Below are 19,044 nucleotides of genomic sequence, written 5' to 3'. Positions count from 1 at the left end.
CGGCGCCGCGATCTCGGCCGCAGGGCGACACGACGGGGCCGGCTTCACCACCACGGGGCCGCCCGGCCCGTCGGGCCGTTCACCGCGCAGGGCCCGTGGCCCGGGACGGTCCGGTCGGCCGGGAGCTCGGGCCGGGCGGGGCGGACGGGTGACCAGGTGAGCGGCCGGCGGGCTCGGGCTCGGGGGGTGCGCGCAGTTCGCAGATCACGGACCAGGCGACCGAGACCAGCGGCACGGCCACGACGGCGCCGACCACGCCGGCCAGGATGCTGCCCGCGATGACGGAGAGGGCCACGACCACGGGGTGCAGCCGGACCGCCCAGCTCAGGACGAGCGGGTGCAGTACGTGACCCTCCAACTGGCCGATGACGACGATCAGGGCCAGCACCACGATCGCGACGACGGGCCCGCGGGTGGCCAGGGCGACGACGGTGGCCACGCCAAGCGCGACGGGCGAGCCCACCAGAGGGATGAACGCCGCGAAGAACTCCAGCAGCGTCAGCGGCAGTGCGAGGGGGACGCCCAGCACGTACAGGGCGATTCCCACGAGCACGGCGTTGGTGGCCGCCACGATGATGATGCCGCGCGTGTACCCGGCGAAGGTACGCCAGGCCGCCCGTCCCGCCCGGTCCAACGGGTCTCGCGCACCCCCCGGCATCAACGCCTTGAACCAGCGCCAGAACCTGTCCCCGGAGCGGATGAAGAACAGCGAGCAGAAGAGGGCGAGCACCAGGCCGGTGATGAACTCGACCGCCCGGCCCGCGCCGCTGAGGGCGCTGCTGATCAGTACGGAGCGGTGCTCGGAGACGAAGGTGGCGACCTTGCCCTGGAGGTCCGACAGCACCGCGTGGCTCACGTGGAAAGGGGAGCCCTCCAGCCAGCGTTCGATCCGCCCCAGGCCCCCGGCGAACTCATGGCCCAGACGACCCGATTCGCCCGCCACCTGGCTACCGACCAGCGCCATCACTCCCAGGACCAGGAGCAGGCTTCCGATGATGCTCACGATCACAGCCACGGTCCTCGGCATGTGACGCGCCAGCAGATCGGCGAGCGGACGCAGGACCGCCGTCACGACCAGGGCGAGGAACAGCGCCACGGCGACCAGCTGCAACCTGCCCAGAAAGGCGAAGACCACGTAGACGGCCGCTCCGAGGACGAGCAGCCGCCACGCGTACGCGGCGGCCACGCGCAGCCCGTGACCCACCGTCACTCCGTCACCGTGTCCGGCGCCCCGCCGCACGACGGCACCGGCGGTACGCGCCCGCGCCACCGACCGGGCGCCGCGGGAGGAACGGTTCCCCACGACGACGTACCGCATCCGGCGTCCGCCGCGACCGGTGCCGGGCGAGTCCGGCCGCCGGTGAGAACGGCGCGATCCGGCGTTCACCTGTGTGCCACCGTCCTCCCGCCGTCGGGGCCGTCCGCCACGTGTGCCCGTACGGGAACCGCCGCGCGACGCCGGGGGAACGGGCGACCGGGCGGCGTAGACCGTCGATCACTCGGGCGTCCTGGCCAGCGTGGTGTCGCGCACCGGGCCCCGCAACCCGGGGCACGCACGGTGGGCGGCGCCGAGCGGCGGTCCGGCGCACCGCTCGCGGGGCCGGCCCGATGACCCGGCGCCGACGCCGCGGGGGACGAGCCCGGCCTGCGGAGGACGCGTCGGCGCCCCCGGCCGTGGCGGCCCAGGTCGACGGCGGTCTCCGTACGGCGAGCGGACCGTGGCACCTCGGCACGGGAGCGTCGGGTCCGCACACACTTCCCCGCGCGAGCGGCCGCGGCCGCCGGCCGCACGCACTAGCCGATGGCCGCGAACGTGATCGTGATCGGGTCCTGCTCCAGGCCGGTGTTGCCGACGCTGAACACGCGACCGGTGAAGTCCAGGCCGCTGAGGGTGTTGTCGCTGATCGTCTGCGTCGCGGTGGTGCCGTCACCGTTGCCGTTACCGGCGTCACCGTCCGCCGCGGCGGTGCCGGCCAGGCCGACCAGGGCTACGACAGCGACGGCGGGGAGGGCGAGAGCCGTTCTGATGCGCATGAATGCGTTCCTTCGAAGTCGGTGGATCTGCTGTTGCACCACCAAAAGCGATCACACGCCCGACACACGCGGATTGAGCCGTCCCTTGGCGCGCCGCCCCGCGCCGGCCTCGCGCCGACCTCGCGCCGGTGCCGGTCGCCGCGCCCGCCCGGAACGAGGCGACTCCCCTCACGCCGGTCCGGAACGAGGCACTCTCCGTAGCAGAGAATGCCATTAATGTCATTTACGGCATTCCATCCTATATTGGGTCTGTGATCAGGCGGCTGGACCTACTCGACACCGCTGACGACGACATCACGGAAAGCGAGGTCTTCCGGCTCGCCCTTCAGCACTCCGTCGCGGAGCTGGGCTGTGTCGGCGGGGCCGTCTACCTGCGGGGCCCCATGTCGGCTCTGCGTCTGGTGTCCTCCGCAGGACTGCCGTCGTCGCTCACGCGGGCATGGGAGATCGTCGACCAGGACGGACCGACGGCGACCGCCCGTGCCGTGCGCTCGGGCGAGAACGTCTGGGTGACCGCACTCCCCACCGACCTGGTCGAACCCGACGCGCCGCTCCTGTCGCGGTCCGGCTGGTTCTCCGTGCCCCTGGTCGACAAGAACCGTGCCATCGGCGCGATCACCTGCCTCACCGGGGACAACGAGGAGCCGGCGCCCGCCCAGTGGACGTTCCTCACCTCAGTGGCCCAATGGGCCATGAACCGTCTGCGGAAGATGCCGGAGCCCGCCCGCCTGCGCACCGACCTCGACTTCACTCCGGTCGGATCCTGGGAGTGGGACGTACGCACCGGCGAGCTGCTGTGGGACGAGGCGGCGATGACGGTCTACCAGACCGATCCCGCGGCCTTCGTCCCCGGCGTCGAGAGCTGGATGAAGGTGGTGCACCCCGACGATCTGCCGAGCACGCTGGCGGCGGCGGAACGCACCATCCGGACCCAGGCACCCTTCGAGGCCGAGTACCGGGTCCGGCGCGGCGACGGGGGCTACACATGGACGCGGGCGTCCGGTCACGTCGTCCTCGACGACGAGGGCCAGGTCGCGCGCATCATAGGCAAGGGCTGGGCCAGCGACGCCTCGCGTTCCACCCGCGACACCCTCAGCCGCGCCCTGCAGCACATGAGCGACGCCTTCCTGTCCGTGGACGACGACTGGCGCATCACCTTCGCCAACCTGGAGGCGGAACGCGTCCTCGGCTCGGAGGACGAACAGCTCTTCGGACGTGACCTGTGGGACCTTCCCGCCCTGCGCCGGATGTCCGATCTGGAGGAACGGTGCCGTCGTGGTGCCGAGCGGTCCACGGCCACCGGTTTCGACGTCACGATGGCCGACACCGGCCGCTGTTACGACCTGCGGCTCGTCCCCGTGCCCAGCGGTCTCACCCTCTACTTCACCGACGTCACCGATCGGCGCCGCCGCGAGGCCGAGCACGTGGCGGCCATCCGGACCGCGGCCGAGCGGGCGAGCCGGACGGTGGAGCTGACCACGCAGCTCGCCGCGGCGACCACCTCGCAGGACGTCGTGAAAGCCGTCGCCCAGCGTGTCCTGCCGCCGTTCGACGCCCAGGGCCTGCTCGTGCTCGTCATCGAGGAGCAGCGGCTGGTGCACATCGGGTCCGTCGGCTATCCGAGCTCCTTTCTGCGGCAGATGCGCGGTGCGCACGGCATGGAACTGTCCGGTGCCGATCCCGCCGGACAGGCGGTCCTCACGGGCGAACCCCGTTTCTACTCGTCGCGGGAGGAATGGGCGTCGGCGTTCCCGGACGGCGAGCAGCAGCCTCCGACGGACAAGGAGGCCTGGGCCTTCCTTCCGCTGACGGCCTCCGGCCACACCTTCGGCGTGTGTGTCATCGCCTTCGACACCGCCCGGCGCCTCACCTCCGAGGAACGCACCCTCCTCATCACCATCAGCGCGCTCGTGGCGCACGCTCTGGAGAGGGCACGGCTCTACGACGCCGAGCTCACCCGCTCGCAGGAACTCCAGGAAGCCCTGCTGCCGCTGCGACTGCCCACCGTGCCCGAAGTCACCGCGGCGGCACGCTACTTGCCGGCCGGCCAGACCTCCGACGTGGGCGGGGACTGGTACGACCTGATCCCGCTGTCCGCGGGCCAGGTGGCCCTGGTCATCGGCGACGTGATGGGCCACGGTCTGCCCGAGGCCGCGACCATGGGACGTCTGCGCACCGCGCTGCACACCCTGGCCGCTCTGGAACTGCCTCCCGACGAGATCATGGGGCACCTCAACGACATCGTCGGAGCCCTCGGCGATCACGCGTACGCGACCTGCCTCTACGCGCTCTACGACTCCACCGACGGGTCGTGCACCGTGGTGCGGGCGGGGCATCCGCCGCCGCTCGTCGTACGGCCCGACGGCAGCGCCTACTTCCCCGAGGTCCCCGCCAATCCTCCCCTCGGCGCCGCGTTCCCTCCGTTCGAGACGACGAAACTGAAGCTGTCGGCGGACAGTCTTGTGGTCCTCTACACCGACGGACTCGTGGAGTCACCGCAACGGGAGATCGACCAGGGCATGGCCCAGCTCGCCGATCTGCTCCCCCGTACCACCTGCTGTCCGGACCTGGAGGAGCTGTGCGACACGGTCACCGCGGGCCTGCTGCCGGGCGGGCAGCCCGCCCACGACGACGCCGCCCTGCTGATCGCACGGCTGCACACGGTGGCCGACCGGCAGATGGCTTCCTGGGACCTGTCGGAGGGCCCGGAGGCCGCGGGTGAGGCCCGCCGCCATGTCCGGGAACAGCTCGCCCAATGGCATCTGGACGACCTGGTCATGACGACGGAGCTGCTGGCCAGTGAGCTCGTCGGCAACGTCATCCGCCATGCCAGGGGCCCCATCGGGCTACGGCTCCTGTGCAGCGGAACCCTCGTCTGCGAAGTGTCCGACGCGAGTCTGACCATGCCCCGCATCCGGCGCGCCTCCGAGACCGACGAGGGGGGCCGGGGGCTCCAGCTCATCAGCGCCCTGTGTGAACGCTGGGGAAGCCGGTACACCACGGAGGGCAAGGCGATCTGGACCGAGCAGGCGCTCCCCGGCCCGGAGGAACCGGCGGACGGGGATCTGTCCGCCTCGAACGCCGGACAGCCTGGCTGAGGCGGGGATCGCGGAGATGCCGCTCGGTTCTCCGACCGCACCCGGCTACGAGGACCTGTCGGTGATGCCGGGCTCGGTGGCTTGCTGATACAGCGTCACCAGCACGCCGTGCATGGGCTGTTCCTCCTCGTCCTCCTCGGCCTCGTCGACCAGCCGGGCGAGCGTCTCGGCCAGTTCCTGTGCCTTCGCGGGGCTGAGACGCAGGTGTCGCAGCGTCAGACAGGTCTCCGAGGGGGAGCGCTCCAGTTCCTGGGCGACCGCGGCGAACATCGCCGCGGTGCCGTCCGCCCGAGGTTCGTCGACGACCATGCGGCGGGCCGTGCGCTGGTAGTAGTGCTCCGTTCCGCCGCGCACCTGACGGGTCTCGGCGATGTGGACCAGCCCGGCTTCGCGCAGGACTTTGAGGTGGTGGGCGACGTTGCCCTTCTTCGCGTCGAGCTGCACCGCGAGACCGCTGATGGTGGCGGGCCGGTGGCCTAGGACGAACAGCAGGCGCTGACGCAGCGGATGGGCGAGCGCCGCGAACTGCTCGGGGCTGCCGATCTGCTGGAGATCCTGGGGAGGCTTCGGACTGGGCGGCTGATCGTGCATTCCGAAAGTGTCTAATTCTCTTGACGCTTTCGCAAGGGCAGTGCTCTACTCCCTGCCATGACGACCCTGACGCAGTTACGGCCCGCCCCGGTCATCGACGAGACGGCCCGGCTCCTGATCGAACACTATGTCTTCCCGGAGACGGCCGAGCAGTTGGCGGACCTGCTGCGACGGCGCCTCGCCGAGGGCACCTACGACGTCGACAGCGCCGAAGAGCTGGGCCGGTTGGTCACCGCGGACCTGCAATCCGTGAACGGCGACCTGCACTTGAGGCTGGCGTACCACGCCGAGCCGGTGCCTTCGGAGAAGGGAGCGGCCGCCCTGGCGGCGATGCGCCGGAACTTCGACACCTCGCTGGGCGGCGCGCCCCGTGTGGAGCTGCTCGAGGGAGGGGTGGCCGTAGTGGAACTGGCACCGACGCTGTTTCCACTGGAGTGGGCGGCCGAACCGCTGGGTGCCGCGCTCACCCTGGCATCGAGCGCCCGGGCGCTGATCCTGGACCTTCGCGCCAACCTGGGCGGTGACCCGGACACGGTCGCCTTCGTCTGCAGCTATCTGCTGGACGATCGCACCCACCTCAACACCATGCACTGGCGGGAGGGCGAGCGCAACGAGCAGTCCTGGAGCCTGCCGCACGTGCCCGGCGCGCGCTTCGGCGGCACCAAACCGCTGTACGTGCTGTGCAGCAACCGCACCTTCTCCGCCGCGGAGGAACTCACCTACGATCTGCAGCAGCTCGGCCGCGCCGTCGTCGTCGGCGAGCGCACCGGCGGCGGGGCGCACCCGCGTGACGGCTGGACGGTGCACCCGCACCTGGAGGCCACCATCCCGGTCGGCCGCTCGGTCAACCCAGTCTCCGGCACCAACTGGGAAGGCACCGGCATACAGCCGGACATCACCTGCGCCGCCGCCGACTCCCTCGACCGCGCCCACGCGCTGGCCCTCGCGCGACTGGCGGACTGAAGCGGCCTGACCGGACTGCCGGCGTGCCCGTCGGCCACGGGCACGCCGCACCGGTCTCCGATACGCCATGAACACCCAGGTGGCTGTCGGCTCAACTGCGGGCGAACTCAAGGAGGTCGGCGTTGAACACCTCGGCGAACTTGGGCACCATGGCCAGGCCGTGCGGAGCGCCCGGGTACACCTTGTAGACCACGTCCTTGACGAGCTTCGAGGACTTGTCGCCGGAGGCCACGATGGGCACGATCTGGTCGTCGTCGCCGTGCACGATCAGGGTGGGGACGTCGATCTTCTTGAGGTCCTCGGTGAGGTCGGTCTCGGAGAACGCCTTGACGCAGTCGTAGGCGCCCTTGATGCCCACGGTCATTCCCCAGAGCCAGAACTCGTCCTGCGTGCCCTGGGTGACGGTCGATCCGTCGCGGTTGGCGCCGTAGAACGGGGCACTGAGGTCCTTGTAGAACTGCGACCGGTCCGTCTCCACGCCTTTGCGGATCTCGTCGAAGACGTCGATCGGCAGACCCTCGGGGTTGGCGTCGGTCTTCAGCATGAGGGGCGGGATCGCGCCGACCAGGACCGCCTTGGCCACACGGCCGGAGCCGTGCCGGCCGATGTAGCGGGTGACCTCACCGCCGCCGGTCGAGTGTCCGACCAGAATGACATCCCGGAGATCCAGGGCTTCGATGACGGCCGCCAGGTCGTCGGCGTACGTGTCGAGGTTGTTGCCGTCCCAGGACTGGCCGGAGCGGCCGCCACCGCGCCGGTCGTGGGCGATGGCCCGGAAGCCGTTGTCCGCCATCACCTTCATCTGGGCGTCCCAGGCGTCCGCGGTCAGCGGCCAGCCGTGGGAGAAGACAACGGGCTGACCCGATCCCCAGTCCTTGTAGAAGATCTGTGTGCCGTCCTGGGCGGTGGCGAAGGGCATGTGTGGTTCCTCTCCAACTGGTACGGAATTCCACGCTTCACGCGATTTCGGTGCCCGCGCCGGCAGGTGAACGCCGAATGCCACGCCACGGACCAGCGGCGGACGCACGGGGGCGACGGAACGGTCGAGAGCACAGAATGACCGGAATGGGCACGTCGTCCGCATTACTCTAGCCGAGGGACCACGCTTCGGCGCGTCGGGCAGTCGCCGCCTCCGAGGCCGCCGGGAGCGCTGATCCGTCGGAGCGATCTTGCAGGTTCCGGCGCCCGCGGTTCGCCGGTTTCCGTATCCTCCGGCCGCGCCCGGGCGTTGGCGCGGTGTCCGAATCGATCATCGACTCCGGAGCCGGCGTGCCCGTTCCCCGAGTACCGTCCCCACCCCCTGGCCTGCTGGCAGCACGGGTGCGGGACCCGTATCCCTACTTCGCCTGGCTGCGCCGGCATGCACCCGCTCACGCGGACCGCAGACCCGGCCGGCCCACCGTGTGGCAGATCTCCCGCTACGCGGACGTCCGGGCTCTGCTGACCGACGGTCGGCTGAGCAAGGACCCCGGCCGGGTGCCCGGCTATTTTCCGGGGCCGGCCGGGCTGAACCGGCACCTGGTCCACGCCGATCCCCCGGACCACACCCGGCTGCGGACCCTGGTGAACGCGGCGTTCGTACCCCGTCGCATCGCCCGGCTGGAACCCTTCATCGCGGACGCCGCGAACCGCCTGCTGGACGGCATCGAACGCGACACCCACGTGGATGTGATCGCGGCGTTCGCGGCGCCTCTCACCTTCCGGATGATCTGCGCGATCCTCGGTGTCCCCGAGGAGCTGGACAACGCGGCGACCCGGGACACCCTGATGGCCACGATCGCCCCCGATCCGGGCCGGGATCAAGCCCGGGTGGAAGCGGATCTCCATGCCCTCCTCGACACCCTGATCGCCGGCAAGCGCGCCGGGGGCGAGCGCGGCGGAGTGGACCTGCTGGGCGCTCTGGTACGGGCGGGCGACACCAGCGGGGCGATGAGCGAGGAGGAGCTGCGCTCGACCGCCTATCTGCTGCTGCTGGTGGGCCACGACACCACGATGAACCTGATCGGCAACGGCATGCTCGCCCTGCTCCGGAACCCGGACGAGGCCGCCCGGCTGACCGGAGCGGGTGCGGGCCCGGAGCTTGTCGGGACAGCGGTCGAGGAACTGCTCCGCTACGACTCTCCGGTGCGCGACGCCACCTTCCGGTGCGCCACGGGACCGATCAGCCTGCACGGTCAGCTGATCGGCGAGGGCGACATCGTCAGCCTCCTGATCGGCTCCGCCAACCGGGACGACGCCCGCTTCCCGGACGCGGACCGGCTCGATGTGAGCCGGACGCCCAATGACCATCTCGCCTTCGGCCACGGCCCCCACTTCTGCATCGGCGCGGCCCTGGCCCGGCTCGAAGGCGCCGTCGCGCTCCCGCTGTTGCTCCGGCGCCTGGGTGCGGTGCAGCTGGCCAAGCCGGCCGACGAACTCCCCTGGCGGCCCGCCCGGGTCATGCGCGGACTGGCGGCCCTGCCCGTCGTCCGGACCTGACTCCCTCCGCAGACCGCCCGCACGACCGGCCCGCACGACCGGATGGCCTCCCGCCGTCCTACCTCCATCCCCCATCTCCGCATGCCGTACATCCCCCACCAGGAGCACACCGCATGAACAGCCACGAGCCCGTAGTGATGACGGCCGAGCCACGCCCCGGGGTCCTGCTCGTCACCCTCAACAGGCCCCGCGTCCGCAATGCCGTCGACCAGGCGCTGGCCGACGCCCTGGACTCGGCGCTCACCCGCCTGGAGTCCGACCCGTCCCTGTCCGTCGGCATCCTCACCGGGGCGGGCGGCCACTTCTGTTCGGGAATGGACCTCAAGGCCTTTCCCACCGAAGGCGTTCCGCTCGTCGCCGACCGCGGACTCGGCGGGCTGACCCGCGCCCGCGTCCGCAAGCCGCTCATCGCCGCCGTCGAGGGCGCGGCCGTCGCCGGCGGCTTCGAACTCGCCCTCGCCTGTGACCTCATCACCGCGTCCGACACCGCGTTCTTCGCCCTGCCCGAGGTCGCCCGCGGGCTCGTCGCGGCCGAAGGCGGAGCCGTCCGCCTGCCCGGCCGGCTCCCCTACCACGTGGCGATGGAGATGCTGCTGACCGCGGCTCCTCTGCCCGCCCCGGACGCCGCCCGGTACGGACTCGTCAATCGGCTCACGGACGAGGGCCTGGCCGTCGACGCGGCGCTCACCCTGGCCGATCGCGTCCAGGCCCACTCCCGTGAGGCCGTCCACATCACGAAGCGGATCGTCCAGGACACGCGAGGGCTCGACGATCACACCGCCTACACCGTCCAGGACCCGCTGAGCGCACCGGTCTTCACCACCGGCGCCGCCACCGAGGGCGCCCAGGCGTTCACCGAGAAGCGCCCGCCGGTCTGGAGCCGGTGAGATCCGAGCCCGGCGGTGTGGGCGGGGGAAGCACGCGGGCGGGGTGCCGCGGGCCTGGAATCCGCGGACCTCGGCGGCGCCTTGACGGGGGACGGGCAGGACCGTCCGCCGTCATGTCGCCGGTCCGACCCCGCCCCGTCCGCCGCCGTGCCCGAAGAGGTCGCCCGCCACCACGCCACGGGTGGAGAAGGTGACGGGTTCTCCCGGCAGGAAGTCTCCCGGCGGGATGCCGGGGTGGTGCCCGTCGCGTGCTGACGGATGCCCGGACCGCGGACCGAGCGCCAGACGGGAGACGATGCGATAGCGGTCTCCCCGGTAGATCGAGTGGACGTACTCCACCGGCCGGTCCTGGGCGTCCGAGGTGAGGCGTTCGAAGAGGAGGGCCGGGGACAGCTCCGGCACATCGAGCAGGCCCGCCTCGTCGCGGGTCACCACCGTGGGCTCGATCGACTGGACCGCCTCACTGACCTGGATTCCGTGCCGTTCCCCGAGGTGCTCGTACAGGTCGCCGTTCTCCAGCTCGTCACTGGTCAGGTCGGGCACCAGGTCGGCGGGGACGTGCAGGTACTCGATGGCCATGGGCGAGCCGTCGACCAGGCGGAGCCTTGCCACGTACCGGATTCTGGCGGCGGGCGAGATGCGCAGCCTGCGGCCCACCCGGGCGCCCGCCGGGAGCGTGCTGAATTCCAGGAGTCTGCTGGTCCAGGTGCCCGCGGCCTGGGGCAGGCTGAAGGTCTGCCGGTCCGAGACCAGTTCCTGGGTGATCTTCTCCGCGGCCACGAACATGCCGCGGCCGTGTTCGCGCACCAGGAGTCCGGCGACGACGAGTTGGTCCACCGCCGCCCGCAACGTGGGCCGGGAGACGCCCAGTTCGGCGCAGAGCGCGCGCTCGGAGGGAATGGCGTCACCGGGGCGGCGCCCCTCGATCAGTTCGAGGATCGCGTCACGGACTCTCTCGCGCTTGAGTACCGCGCGGGAGGCGGCGGGATCGATCTCCATGCAGGACTCTCGTTCCTCGTCGGTACGGGCCAACTGGTATGGCTTCTGACCATAACTGGTCCGCTGGTCAACGGGGTCGACTCTGATCGGCGCCGCGACACAGGTAACCCGAACCCCCTGCTTCAAGCAAGTCCCCTTGCTGACAAGGGGGTTGACGAGCGCAATGGTCTATGCCACTTTCATGCGACGCCAACTGGTAAGCCCAGCCGGTCAACTGGTCAAGCGCGGAATGTCTCCTCGTGTTCCTGAGCACCCCCACTCTCCCGCGCTCTGCGGGAGCCCCCGAAAGGAACTCACATGAGAAACCGTCCACCCACAGGCCGCCGTCGTGTGGCCCTCGCCCTGTCGGCCCTCCTGGGCGGCACCGCCCTGGTCGCCGTTCCCCTGAGCGCCCCCGCCGCCGCGGCCGGAGGTCTCGCCGTCCAGTACCGCACCAGCGCGAGCGGAGCCACCGCCGACCAGAGCGAGCCCTGGTTCAAGGTGCGCAACACCAGTTCCTCGTCTGTGCAGTTGAGCCAGGTGAAGATCCGCTACTACTTCAAGGCGGACTCGGCGAGCACCACCTATCGCTTCGCCTGTTCCTGGGCGGTCAAGGGGTGCGCGAACATCACCGGCACGTTCGGCACACTGAGTCACCCCACCGGAACGGCGGACCGGTATCTGGAGATCGGCTTCACCTCCGGGGCCGGCTCACTGGCACCGGGCGCCGACACCGGCGACATGCAGCTTCGCTTCTACCAGTCCAACTGGCAGAGCGTGAACCAGGCGGACGACTACTCGTTCAACGCCACGCAGACCTCGTACGCGGACTGGGGCAAGGTCACCGCTCAGCTCGCCGGAACGACCGTGTGGGGCACGGCACCGGAGGGCAACGACCCCACGGATCCGACCGACCCCACCGATCCGCCGACGGATCCTCCCGGTGGCGGCCAGGCCCTGTTCGACGACTTCACCTACTCGTCGTCCACCGACCCCGCGATCTCCGCCCACGGCTGGAACGTCCGCTCCAACTCCGGCGGCCCCGGTGTCCCCGGCGCCACCTGGGACCCCTCCAAGGTCACCTTCCCGAAGGTGTCCGGCAACTCGGTGATGAACCTGGAGACCTCGACCGCGGGCACCGCCGCGTCCACCAAGCAGACCGAAGTCCTCACCAAGAGCACGAAGTTCAAGAACGGCACCTACGCGGCGCGAGTGAACTTCGCCGACGCGCCCCAGTCCGGCCCGGACGGCGATCACCTGGTGCAGACGTTCTTCACCATCAACGACCTCAAGGCGCCCATGGCCGACGACTACGCCGAGTACGACTTCGAGTATCTGCCGAACGGCGGCTGGGGCGAGTCGGGCAACATCCTCTACACGACGTCCTGGGAGACCTACAACCCGGATCCCTGGCAGGCCGTCAACCAGCACACCGAGGCGCGCCAGAGCTACGCCGGATGGCACGACCTGGTGCTCACCATCGACAACAGCAGCATCAAGTACTACATCGACGGACAGCTCTTCGGCACCCACGACGCCCAGTACCTGCCCGAGCGGCCGATGTCGATCAACTTCAACCAGTGGCTGATCGACCTCGCCGGACAGACCTCGACCACGTCCCGCGCCTACAACCAGCAGGTCGACTACGTCCTGCACGTCAAGGACCAGGTCCTCACCCCGGCCCAGGTATCCGCGAAGGTGGCCGCGTACCGCGGTGCCGGCACCGCGTTCGTGGACGAGGTCCCGGCCACCTGACGTCGCCGTTCGGCAGGGTCCCTCGTTCCGGCAGGGTCCCTCGTTCCGGCCGGGCCGCCGGTCCGGCCGGAACGGGTGCCCGCACATGCGTCGTCGGAGTCGGAACAGATCGACGAAGCCCGTGTTCAGCCCCGCCCCTTGCGCGGGAAGCGCCGGGTCATGGACGACACGCGGGTTGGACGAGTCCCGACCGGAGCACAGTAAGGAGGTGGAATGGACAAGCCTCCTCAGCACCACCATGGGTGCGCTCATCGCCCTCGCCGCGTCCGCGCTGGCGGAGCGGCGCCGTTGGCTGCGGGAGAGCGAGCAACGGACCCGGGACGACCGCCGCGCCGCCTACGTCGCCTTCCTCAACGCCACCGCGGAGGCGAGCGAGATCCTCATCAACATCGCCAGAGGACACGACCGCGACGAAACGGCGCTCGCCCGGGCCGGGACGGTCCTGCGCGACAGCAATGTGCTGCCCCGCCGACTGGAACTGTCTCTCGTGGCCGACGACCAGGTCGTCGAGCAAGCCACCCTCACCGTCACCCTGCTGCGCACCTACCGCGACACCGTCGCGCGCGGGCTGACCTTCGACACCGAGGAGTTCCAAGGGGCGCGCACCGCCTTCAACGACCAACGCGACCGCCTCACCCAGCGCATGCGCGGCACACTCTGAACGGGATCCCTGCCGGCGGACGCACGGGCGCTCGCCGACAGGGACGCTCACGAGCCGGGTGCCGCGACCGGACCGGTCAGTGGTGCCCGGATCCCTTGGCCAGACGCTCCAGCACCGCTCGCGCCATCGCTTCCTGGCCCTTGGCGTTGGGATGGGCCGGAGCGGCGGGAGAGGTCGGGCGCAGGGGTTCGATCCAGCGGTCGGCGGGTGCCTTGCACATGTCGTGGCCCACGGTCGGCCCGTAGGTGTCGACGTACTCGGCCCGGTTCAGCCGCGCCACCGTGCGCAGCATCAGGTTGAGCCGCTTGCCGGTGTCCCGCAGATAGGGGAAGTCCTTCGCGGCGAACGGAACGGTCGGGTAGCAGCCACTGCCGTCGTCGGGCAGGAGGTCGGGGTAGCCGACGACCACCACGCGCGCGTGCGGCGCCCTGGCGTGCACCGCGCGCAGCACCCGGGCGACCTTGGGAGCCGTTTCGACGATGTTCAGGGTGAGTTGGTCGAAGCCGGAGGCGCCGTAGTACTGCTGGCACGGATTGCCCGCGAGGTCCTTCGAGCTGAGCCCGGCGCAGGTGGCGATGATGGAGCCGAAGCCCATGTCGTTGCCGCCGATCTGCACGGTCACCAGGTCGGTGTCCCGCTTCACCGCGTCCAGCTGGGGTCCGTTGGTCCCCTGTGCCTTCCACATCTCGTCGGTCTTCGCGCCGCCGCAGCTCACGTCCGTGAAGGAGCGGACCTTGCGCTCGGCCGCGGTGATCGAGGGGTAGTTGTGGTCGGACCGCGCGCAGTTCGCGTCGGTCTGCTGAGGAATCAGAGGCCCGGACGTGTACGAGTCGCCGAGCGCCACATAGTCGACGCCGGAATGCGTGTGACCTTGCCCCGCCGCGGCGGGTGTCGCCGCGGCGACACCCGCGACGAGCGCGCAGCTGCTCAGCGCGGCCCCCACCGCCATGGCGCCGCGTCGCCTCGGGACGGCGTCGTCCGGACGCGTGTGATGGTTCATCGTGCCCCTCCCCTGAAGCCATGACAGCCTGCGGGACGGGCACCGGCTCCCGTCGGCGCGCACCAGGGATCGCGACGCCGCGGAGGCCGGACGGCTCCTGCCCGGCAGACCCAACGTCGCTTGTATACCGGCCGGTAGGCCGCCGGGCCATAGTCTGATCAGTCTCGGCTTGTCCAACCTTCATCAGCCGCTGCCCCGCACTCGTCCGTGGCTGTTCCCTCCGCGCCACGAACGGGGAACCCGCGGACCTCTCAGGGCGCGTGACCCAGATCACGCGATCTGGGTGCATAGTGCGACCCCCGCCGACGTCTTTCTCCAGGTGTACGAAGGCGGCAAGGGCGGGGACGGTGCGGATGCAACAGACAAGGACCGAGGGGATCGACGGCTTCGACGGCTTCGTCGCGGCCCGTTGGTCGGCGCTGTTCCACCTCGCACGCCTGCTCTGCGCGGGTGACCGGCACCGCGCCGAGGATCTGCTCCAGGAGTCCCTGGTCAAACTCTGGTTCGTCTGGCCGAAGGTCGCCGAGGAGGCACCCGAGGCATACGTCCGGAAGGTCCTGGCGCGTGCGGCGGCCCGCTCCGCACGGCGACGGTGGTGGGGCGAACGCCCCGTGGAGGAACTGCCGGACCTGGCCCACACCGGGGACGAGTCCGCGGCCGTGGTGGAGCGGTCCCGGCTCGAGGCGGCGCTCGCCCAACTGCCGCCCAAACAGCGGGCGGCCGTCGTACTGCGCTACTACCAGGACCTGCCCGAGAAGCAGGTGGCGGAGGTCCTGGGTTGCCCACTGGGCACCGCCCGTTCCCACGCGTCACGCGGTGTGGCGCGGCTGCGCCAGATCCTGGCGGACGTCATCGAGCCGGTGGGGTGAAGGGAAGCATGGACCACTTCGAGCGGGAGCTGTCGCGGATGATGCGCGACGCCCAGGAACACACCCCCTTCGAACCCGCGCAGCAGGACAGCCTCCGGGCCGGTGTGCGCGTCCGGCGCCGGGTCCGCGCGGCACAGAGGGCCGCGAGCTGTGTCCTGGCCGTCGCCGGCGTCAGCCTCGGCCTGTTCCTGCTGCCGCACGCCCCGGACCGCGACCGGCCGCTGGCCCCTGTGCCGCGGCCCGCGACCAGCCCCACCTCCCCGTTCGGCACCCCGACACCGACCCACTTCCCGAGTGGGACACCCACCGGGTCGGCCACTGCCGAGAGCACGGACGGGATCTCCGGCCCACCCGACACACCTACCACGACAGGGAGTTCGACCTCGGTGGCCACCGACCCCGCGGGAACAGCGACCACAGGCGCGCCGTCCACCGCACCGGCGACACCGAGCAGAACACCCTCGTCCCCGCCGACGTCGACGCTCGAGCCGTCGTCGTTCGCCAGCGAGACCGGCACCGCGTAGCTCCGGCACGCTCTCCAACCGCCCGCACCACCGGGCGGGTTAGGCCCCGGACGGGTGGACGGGTTCTCGCCCGCACCTCCACCTTCCCTGCCGCCCCCGCCCGCGCACCCCCATCCGCACTCCGTTGTCGCAGTCCGGCCGCGAGCGTCTTCGGCCTGCCCTGCGACGGCGAACAGAACAGGACACATCATGACGAAGGCATTGCGGTCCGCTCCCACGGACTTCGAGAGGGGACTACAGGTGGCGCGCAAGCCCGTGGAGCGACGGTCCGTCGACAGCCTGCCCGTCCGCCTTCCGCTGCCGGCTGACCACGCGGAACCCGTCCTGGACGTGGTCGTTCCCGTGTTCAACGAGGAGACGGACCTGGAGCCCAGCGTGCGGCGCCTGCACGCCCACCTGCGCGACACCTTCCCGTACCCGTTCCGGATCACCGTCGCCGACAACGCCAGCACCGACGCCACTCCGCGCATCGCCGCACGGCTGGCCGCCGACCTTCCCGAGGCCACGTGGATCCGGCTCGACGAGAAGGGACGCGGCCGGGCCCTGCGCACCGCGTGGTCGGGCTCGAAGGCCCCGGTACTCGCCTACGTCGACGTGGACCTGTCCACCGAACTGAACGCACTGCTTCCGCTGGTCGCCCCGCTGATATCCGGGCACTCCGACATCGCCATCGGCTCCCGGCTGGCCCGCGGCTCCCGGGTGACCCGCGGCCCCCGCCGCGAGATCATCTCCCGCTGCTACAACGCCCTGTTGCGCTCCACTCTCGCCGTGGGCTTCTCCGACGCGCAGTGCGGTTTCAAGGCGATCCGCCGCGATGTCGCCGAGCGCCTGCTGCCCCTGGTGGAGGACTCGGGGTGGTTCTTCGACACCGAACTGCTGGTGATCGCCGAACGCGCCGGGCTGCGTATCCATGAGGTACCGGTCGACTGGGTGGACGACCCCGACAGCCGCGTCGACCTCGTCTCCACGGCCGTCGCCGACCTGCGCGGCATCGCCAGGATCGGCCGCGCGCTGGCCCGTGGCACGCTGCCGACGGCACGGCTCGGGCGCGCGCCCGAGGGTGGGCCGCCCGGCTCACTGACGGCACAGGTGCTGCGGTTCGGCGCCGTGGGCGCGGTGAGCACCGTCGGGTACGTCCTCCTGTACGCGGCCCTGCGCCCGGCGGCGGGGCCGCAGGCCGCCAACGCGTGGGCGCTGCTGGTCTGCGCCATCGCCAACACCGCCGCGAACCGACGGCTCACCTTCGGACTGCGCGGCCGGGGCGGCGCACTGCGCCACCAGGCCAAGGGCCTGGCCGTCTTCGGCCTCGGTCTCGCGCTCACCAGCGGCTCACTGGCCGCGCTGCACCGCTGGACGCCCGGGCCCGGACGGCCCACCGAGATCGCGGTCCTCGTCACCGCCAACCTGGCCGCGACACTGCTGCGCTTCCTGCTCCTGCGCACCTGGGTGTTCACCGCCGCAGCGCGGGGCAACGGCACGGGAACCGGGTCGCGATGAACGACCACGGCCCCGCGAACTCCCCGACGGAACGGGACAACAGGCCCCGCACTGGCGTCCGTTGGCCCATGGACAAGCCGGCGGACGGTCCGGATACGGCCCACGGCACCCGCTCGACGCGGGGCGCTTCCGCGGCCCACGGCACTCGTCCGACGCACGGCGCCTCCGCGAACGGCGAGGGAGCCGGTTGCGACGCGGCTACGCAGGACAGGACAACGGCTTGGGCGACGGACCGTCACGGCCAAGGCTCCCACCCGTCACCGGTCCCCACCGAAGCGCCCGCGAGGGTCCTGCTTGCCTCCCACGCCCCCGCCATCACCTCGGCGCGCGACCATGCCCGTGCCCGGGCCCACGACGGGTGGACGCGGCTGTGCGGGGCGGCGCGGCGGCACGGCCCGGTCCTCGCGCTCTACGGCACGGTCAAGCTCATCGGCTTCTGCGTCTTCATGTTCCTGCTGGACTCCTCCGGGGACTTCCGCAGAAAGAACCCCCGCTTCGGGGGTGGCGCCCACGTCTGGGACGTCCTGGCGACCTGGGACGGCTGGTGGTACCAGCAGATCGCCGCGCACGGCTACCACCCCGCGCTCGTGCCGGTGCCCGGTGCCACGGGCCTGATCACCCTCGAGGGCAACTCGGCCGCCTTCTTCCCGCTGTACCCCGCCCTCATGCGCCTGGTCTCGTCCTGCACCGGACTCGGCCTGCTCGGCGCCGGCCTCGTGGTCTCCGTCGCCGCGTCGTTCGTGGCCGCGCTGGGCATCCACGCCGTGACCGCCCGGGTCGGCGGCCGACGCGCCGGGCTGGCCGCGGCCGGACTCTGGGCTGTCTGGCCCGGCTCCGGCATGGAGTGGTCCGCCTACTCGGAATCCCTCTACATCGCCCTCGCCGCCTGGGCCTGCTACGCCGTCATGCGCCGGCACTGGCTCACCGCCGGTCTCCTGACCTGCGCCGCCGGACTCACCCGGCCGACCGCCACCGCGCTGATAGCGGCCCTCACTCTCGCCGTGCTGATGGACCTGCTGCGCCATCGGCGCGCGGTGCGCCGCTGGGGAGACACCCCCCTCCCCGACGGGAGAGCGCGCCGGGGCGCGGTCCTGCGCCCGTTGACGGCGGTCGCGATCGCCCCGGTCGGCCTGGCCGGCTACCTCGGCTGGGTGGGCCACCGGATGGGCGACTACGGCGGGTACTTCAAACTGCAGGACGGCGCCTGGGCCCACTCGTTCGACTACGGCCGACACACCGTCAAGGTGTTCGGCTCACTCCTGGTCGGCCACTTCGACTACCTCTACGCCTACCCCTACGAAGATGCCATCGGCGCCGCCACCGTCCTGCTGGCCCTGATCATCCTGCCCTTGCTGTTCCGGCTGCGCCCGCCCCTCGTCCTGACCGTCTACACGCTCCTGACCATGGCACTCGTCCTGGGGAGCCAGCAGATCTTCGGCAACGTCTCCCGCTATCTGCTCCCCGCCTTCCCCCTGCTCATCCCGTGCGCCACCGCCATGCGCCGGCTCAGCACACCGGTGCTGTGCACCGTCCTCACCATCGCGGCACTCGCCTCGGGCTCCTACGCCGGATACGTCCTGTTCGAGGCCGGTATCCCGTGACCGACGCCCCCACAGGTCAACTGCCGCTCAGCGCACGACAGTTGATCTCCAGAGCGAGAACCGTGTTGTCCACGACGCCGGTCCGCCCCTGATGCCGCCGGTGGATCC

Annotated in this window: 16 protein-coding genes; 10 read left to right on the top strand and 6 right to left on the bottom strand. The window is 71.1% G+C overall.

The features are described from left to right. Positions 1 to 79: 79 nt before the first annotated feature. Positions 80 to 1,318, bottom strand: a complete 1,239-nt coding sequence (locus OG788_RS41530; RefSeq protein WP_406376083.1) for an AI-2E family transporter — start codon at positions 1,316 to 1,318, stop codon at positions 80 to 82. A gap of 476 nt (positions 1,319 to 1,794) precedes the next feature. Beyond that, complete coding sequence (locus OG788_RS41525; RefSeq protein ID WP_351545799.1) at positions 1,795 to 2,034, bottom strand: hypothetical protein; 240 nt, start codon at positions 2,032 to 2,034, stop codon at positions 1,795 to 1,797. Between the two features lie 251 nt (positions 2,035 to 2,285). Between OG788_RS41525 and OG788_RS41520 the strand changes: the two genes are divergently transcribed. Next, positions 2,286 to 5,132 carry a SpoIIE family protein phosphatase gene (locus OG788_RS41520; RefSeq protein WP_406376082.1) on the top strand — a complete coding sequence of 949 codons (2,847 nt, stop codon included), beginning with the start codon at positions 2,286 to 2,288 and terminating at the stop codon, positions 5,130 to 5,132. Between the two features lie 45 nt (positions 5,133 to 5,177). On the opposite strand, the gene OG788_RS41515 is transcribed toward OG788_RS41520, so the two are convergent. Next, complete coding sequence (locus OG788_RS41515; RefSeq protein WP_406376081.1) at positions 5,178 to 5,723, bottom strand: ArsR/SmtB family transcription factor; 546 nt, start codon at positions 5,721 to 5,723, stop codon at positions 5,178 to 5,180. A gap of 57 nt (positions 5,724 to 5,780) precedes the next feature. Between OG788_RS41515 and OG788_RS41510 the strand changes: the two genes are divergently transcribed. Then, positions 5,781 to 6,686, top strand: a complete 906-nt coding sequence (locus OG788_RS41510) for a S41 family peptidase (RefSeq protein WP_406376080.1) — start codon at positions 5,781 to 5,783, stop codon at positions 6,684 to 6,686. A gap of 91 nt (positions 6,687 to 6,777) precedes the next feature. On the opposite strand, the gene OG788_RS41505 is transcribed toward OG788_RS41510, so the two are convergent. Then, positions 6,778 to 7,605, bottom strand: coding sequence for an alpha/beta fold hydrolase (locus OG788_RS41505; protein ID WP_406376079.1), 828 nt, complete (start codon positions 7,603 to 7,605; stop codon positions 6,778 to 6,780). A gap of 350 nt (positions 7,606 to 7,955) precedes the next feature. Here OG788_RS41505 and OG788_RS41500 point away from each other — a divergent pair, with 350 nt between their 5' ends. After that, positions 7,956 to 9,164, top strand: coding sequence for a cytochrome P450 (locus OG788_RS41500; protein WP_406376078.1), 1,209 nt, complete (start codon positions 7,956 to 7,958; stop codon positions 9,162 to 9,164). Positions 9,165 to 9,277: 113 nt separating this feature from the next. After that, complete coding sequence (locus OG788_RS41495; protein ID WP_406376077.1) at positions 9,278 to 10,051, top strand: crotonase/enoyl-CoA hydratase family protein; 774 nt, start codon at positions 9,278 to 9,280, stop codon at positions 10,049 to 10,051. A 111-nt stretch (positions 10,052 to 10,162) separates the two neighbouring features. On the opposite strand, the gene OG788_RS41490 is transcribed toward OG788_RS41495, so the two are convergent. Further along, the gene (locus tag OG788_RS41490; protein ID WP_406376076.1) at positions 10,163 to 11,050 is read right to left on the bottom strand and encodes a GntR family transcriptional regulator; all 888 of its coding nucleotides are present in this window, start codon (positions 11,048 to 11,050) and stop codon (positions 10,163 to 10,165) included. A gap of 297 nt (positions 11,051 to 11,347) precedes the next feature. Between OG788_RS41490 and OG788_RS41485 the strand changes: the two genes are divergently transcribed. Next, the gene (locus OG788_RS41485; protein ID WP_406376075.1) at positions 11,348 to 12,784 is read left to right on the top strand and encodes a cellulose binding domain-containing protein; all 1,437 of its coding nucleotides are present in this window, start codon (positions 11,348 to 11,350) and stop codon (positions 12,782 to 12,784) included. Positions 12,785 to 12,992: 208 nt separating this feature from the next. Then, positions 12,993 to 13,445: a hypothetical protein gene (locus OG788_RS41480; protein WP_406376074.1), complete on the top strand. Its 453-nt coding sequence runs from the start codon at positions 12,993 to 12,995 to the stop codon at positions 13,443 to 13,445. A gap of 76 nt (positions 13,446 to 13,521) precedes the next feature. Here the strand turns inward: OG788_RS41480 and OG788_RS41475 are convergent, their stop codons facing one another. Continuing rightward, entirely contained in the window at positions 13,522 to 14,445 is a 924-nt protein-coding gene (locus tag OG788_RS41475) for an SGNH/GDSL hydrolase family protein (RefSeq protein ID WP_406376073.1), read from the bottom strand. A gap of 353 nt (positions 14,446 to 14,798) precedes the next feature. On the opposite strand from OG788_RS41475, the gene OG788_RS41470 reads away from it, so the two are divergent. The 4 genes from OG788_RS41470 (at position 14,799) to OG788_RS41455 (ending at position 18,936) form a co-directional block, all read left to right on the top strand. Then, positions 14,799 to 15,314 carry a SigE family RNA polymerase sigma factor gene (locus OG788_RS41470; RefSeq protein WP_351545765.1) on the top strand — a complete coding sequence of 172 codons (516 nt, stop codon included), beginning with the start codon at positions 14,799 to 14,801 and terminating at the stop codon, positions 15,312 to 15,314. Between the two features lie 8 nt (positions 15,315 to 15,322). Further along, positions 15,323 to 15,838, top strand: a complete 516-nt coding sequence (locus OG788_RS41465; RefSeq protein WP_406376072.1) for a hypothetical protein — start codon at positions 15,323 to 15,325, stop codon at positions 15,836 to 15,838. Between the two features lie 189 nt (positions 15,839 to 16,027). After that, on the top strand, positions 16,028 to 17,335 hold the full coding sequence (locus tag OG788_RS41460) for a glycosyltransferase (RefSeq protein ID WP_406376071.1): 1,308 nt from the start codon (positions 16,028 to 16,030) through the stop codon (positions 17,333 to 17,335). A gap of 368 nt (positions 17,336 to 17,703) precedes the next feature. Further along, entirely contained in the window at positions 17,704 to 18,936 is a 1,233-nt protein-coding gene (locus OG788_RS41455; RefSeq protein ID WP_406376984.1) for a hypothetical protein, read from the top strand. Positions 18,937 to 19,044: the final 108 nt, after the last annotated feature.

The organism is Streptomyces sp. NBC_00647, assembly GCF_045207245.1.
GTDB lineage: Bacteria > Actinomycetota > Actinomycetes > Streptomycetales > Streptomycetaceae > Streptomyces.
This window is presented reverse-complemented; position numbering and strand designations above follow the sequence as displayed.

Excerpts from the sequence above, each read along its gene's own strand:
- OG788_RS41530 (WP_406376083.1), bottom strand. The coding sequence starts at position 1,318 with ATGCGGTACGTCGTCGTGGGGAACCGTTCCTCCCGCGGCGCCCGGTCG.
- OG788_RS41525 (WP_351545799.1), bottom strand. The coding sequence starts at position 2,034 with ATGCGCATCAGAACGGCTCTCGCCCTCCCCGCCGTCGCTGTCGTAGCC.
- OG788_RS41515 (WP_406376081.1), bottom strand. The coding sequence starts at position 5,723 with ATGCACGATCAGCCGCCCAGTCCGAAGCCTCCCCAGGATCTCCAGCAG.
- OG788_RS41510 (WP_406376080.1), top strand. The coding sequence starts at position 5,781 with ATGACGACCCTGACGCAGTTACGGCCCGCCCCGGTCATCGACGAGACG.
- OG788_RS41505 (WP_406376079.1), bottom strand. The coding sequence starts at position 7,605 with ATGCCCTTCGCCACCGCCCAGGACGGCACACAGATCTTCTACAAGGAC.
- OG788_RS41495 (WP_406376077.1), top strand. The coding sequence starts at position 9,278 with ATGAACAGCCACGAGCCCGTAGTGATGACGGCCGAGCCACGCCCCGGG.
- OG788_RS41490 (WP_406376076.1), bottom strand. The coding sequence starts at position 11,050 with ATGGAGATCGATCCCGCCGCCTCCCGCGCGGTACTCAAGCGCGAGAGA.
- OG788_RS41485 (WP_406376075.1), top strand. The coding sequence starts at position 11,348 with ATGAGAAACCGTCCACCCACAGGCCGCCGTCGTGTGGCCCTCGCCCTG.
- OG788_RS41475 (WP_406376073.1), bottom strand. The coding sequence starts at position 14,445 with ATGAACCATCACACGCGTCCGGACGACGCCGTCCCGAGGCGACGCGGC.
- OG788_RS41470 (WP_351545765.1), top strand. The coding sequence starts at position 14,799 with ATGCAACAGACAAGGACCGAGGGGATCGACGGCTTCGACGGCTTCGTC.
- OG788_RS41465 (WP_406376072.1), top strand. The coding sequence starts at position 15,323 with ATGGACCACTTCGAGCGGGAGCTGTCGCGGATGATGCGCGACGCCCAG.
- OG788_RS41460 (WP_406376071.1), top strand. The coding sequence starts at position 16,028 with ATGACGAAGGCATTGCGGTCCGCTCCCACGGACTTCGAGAGGGGACTA.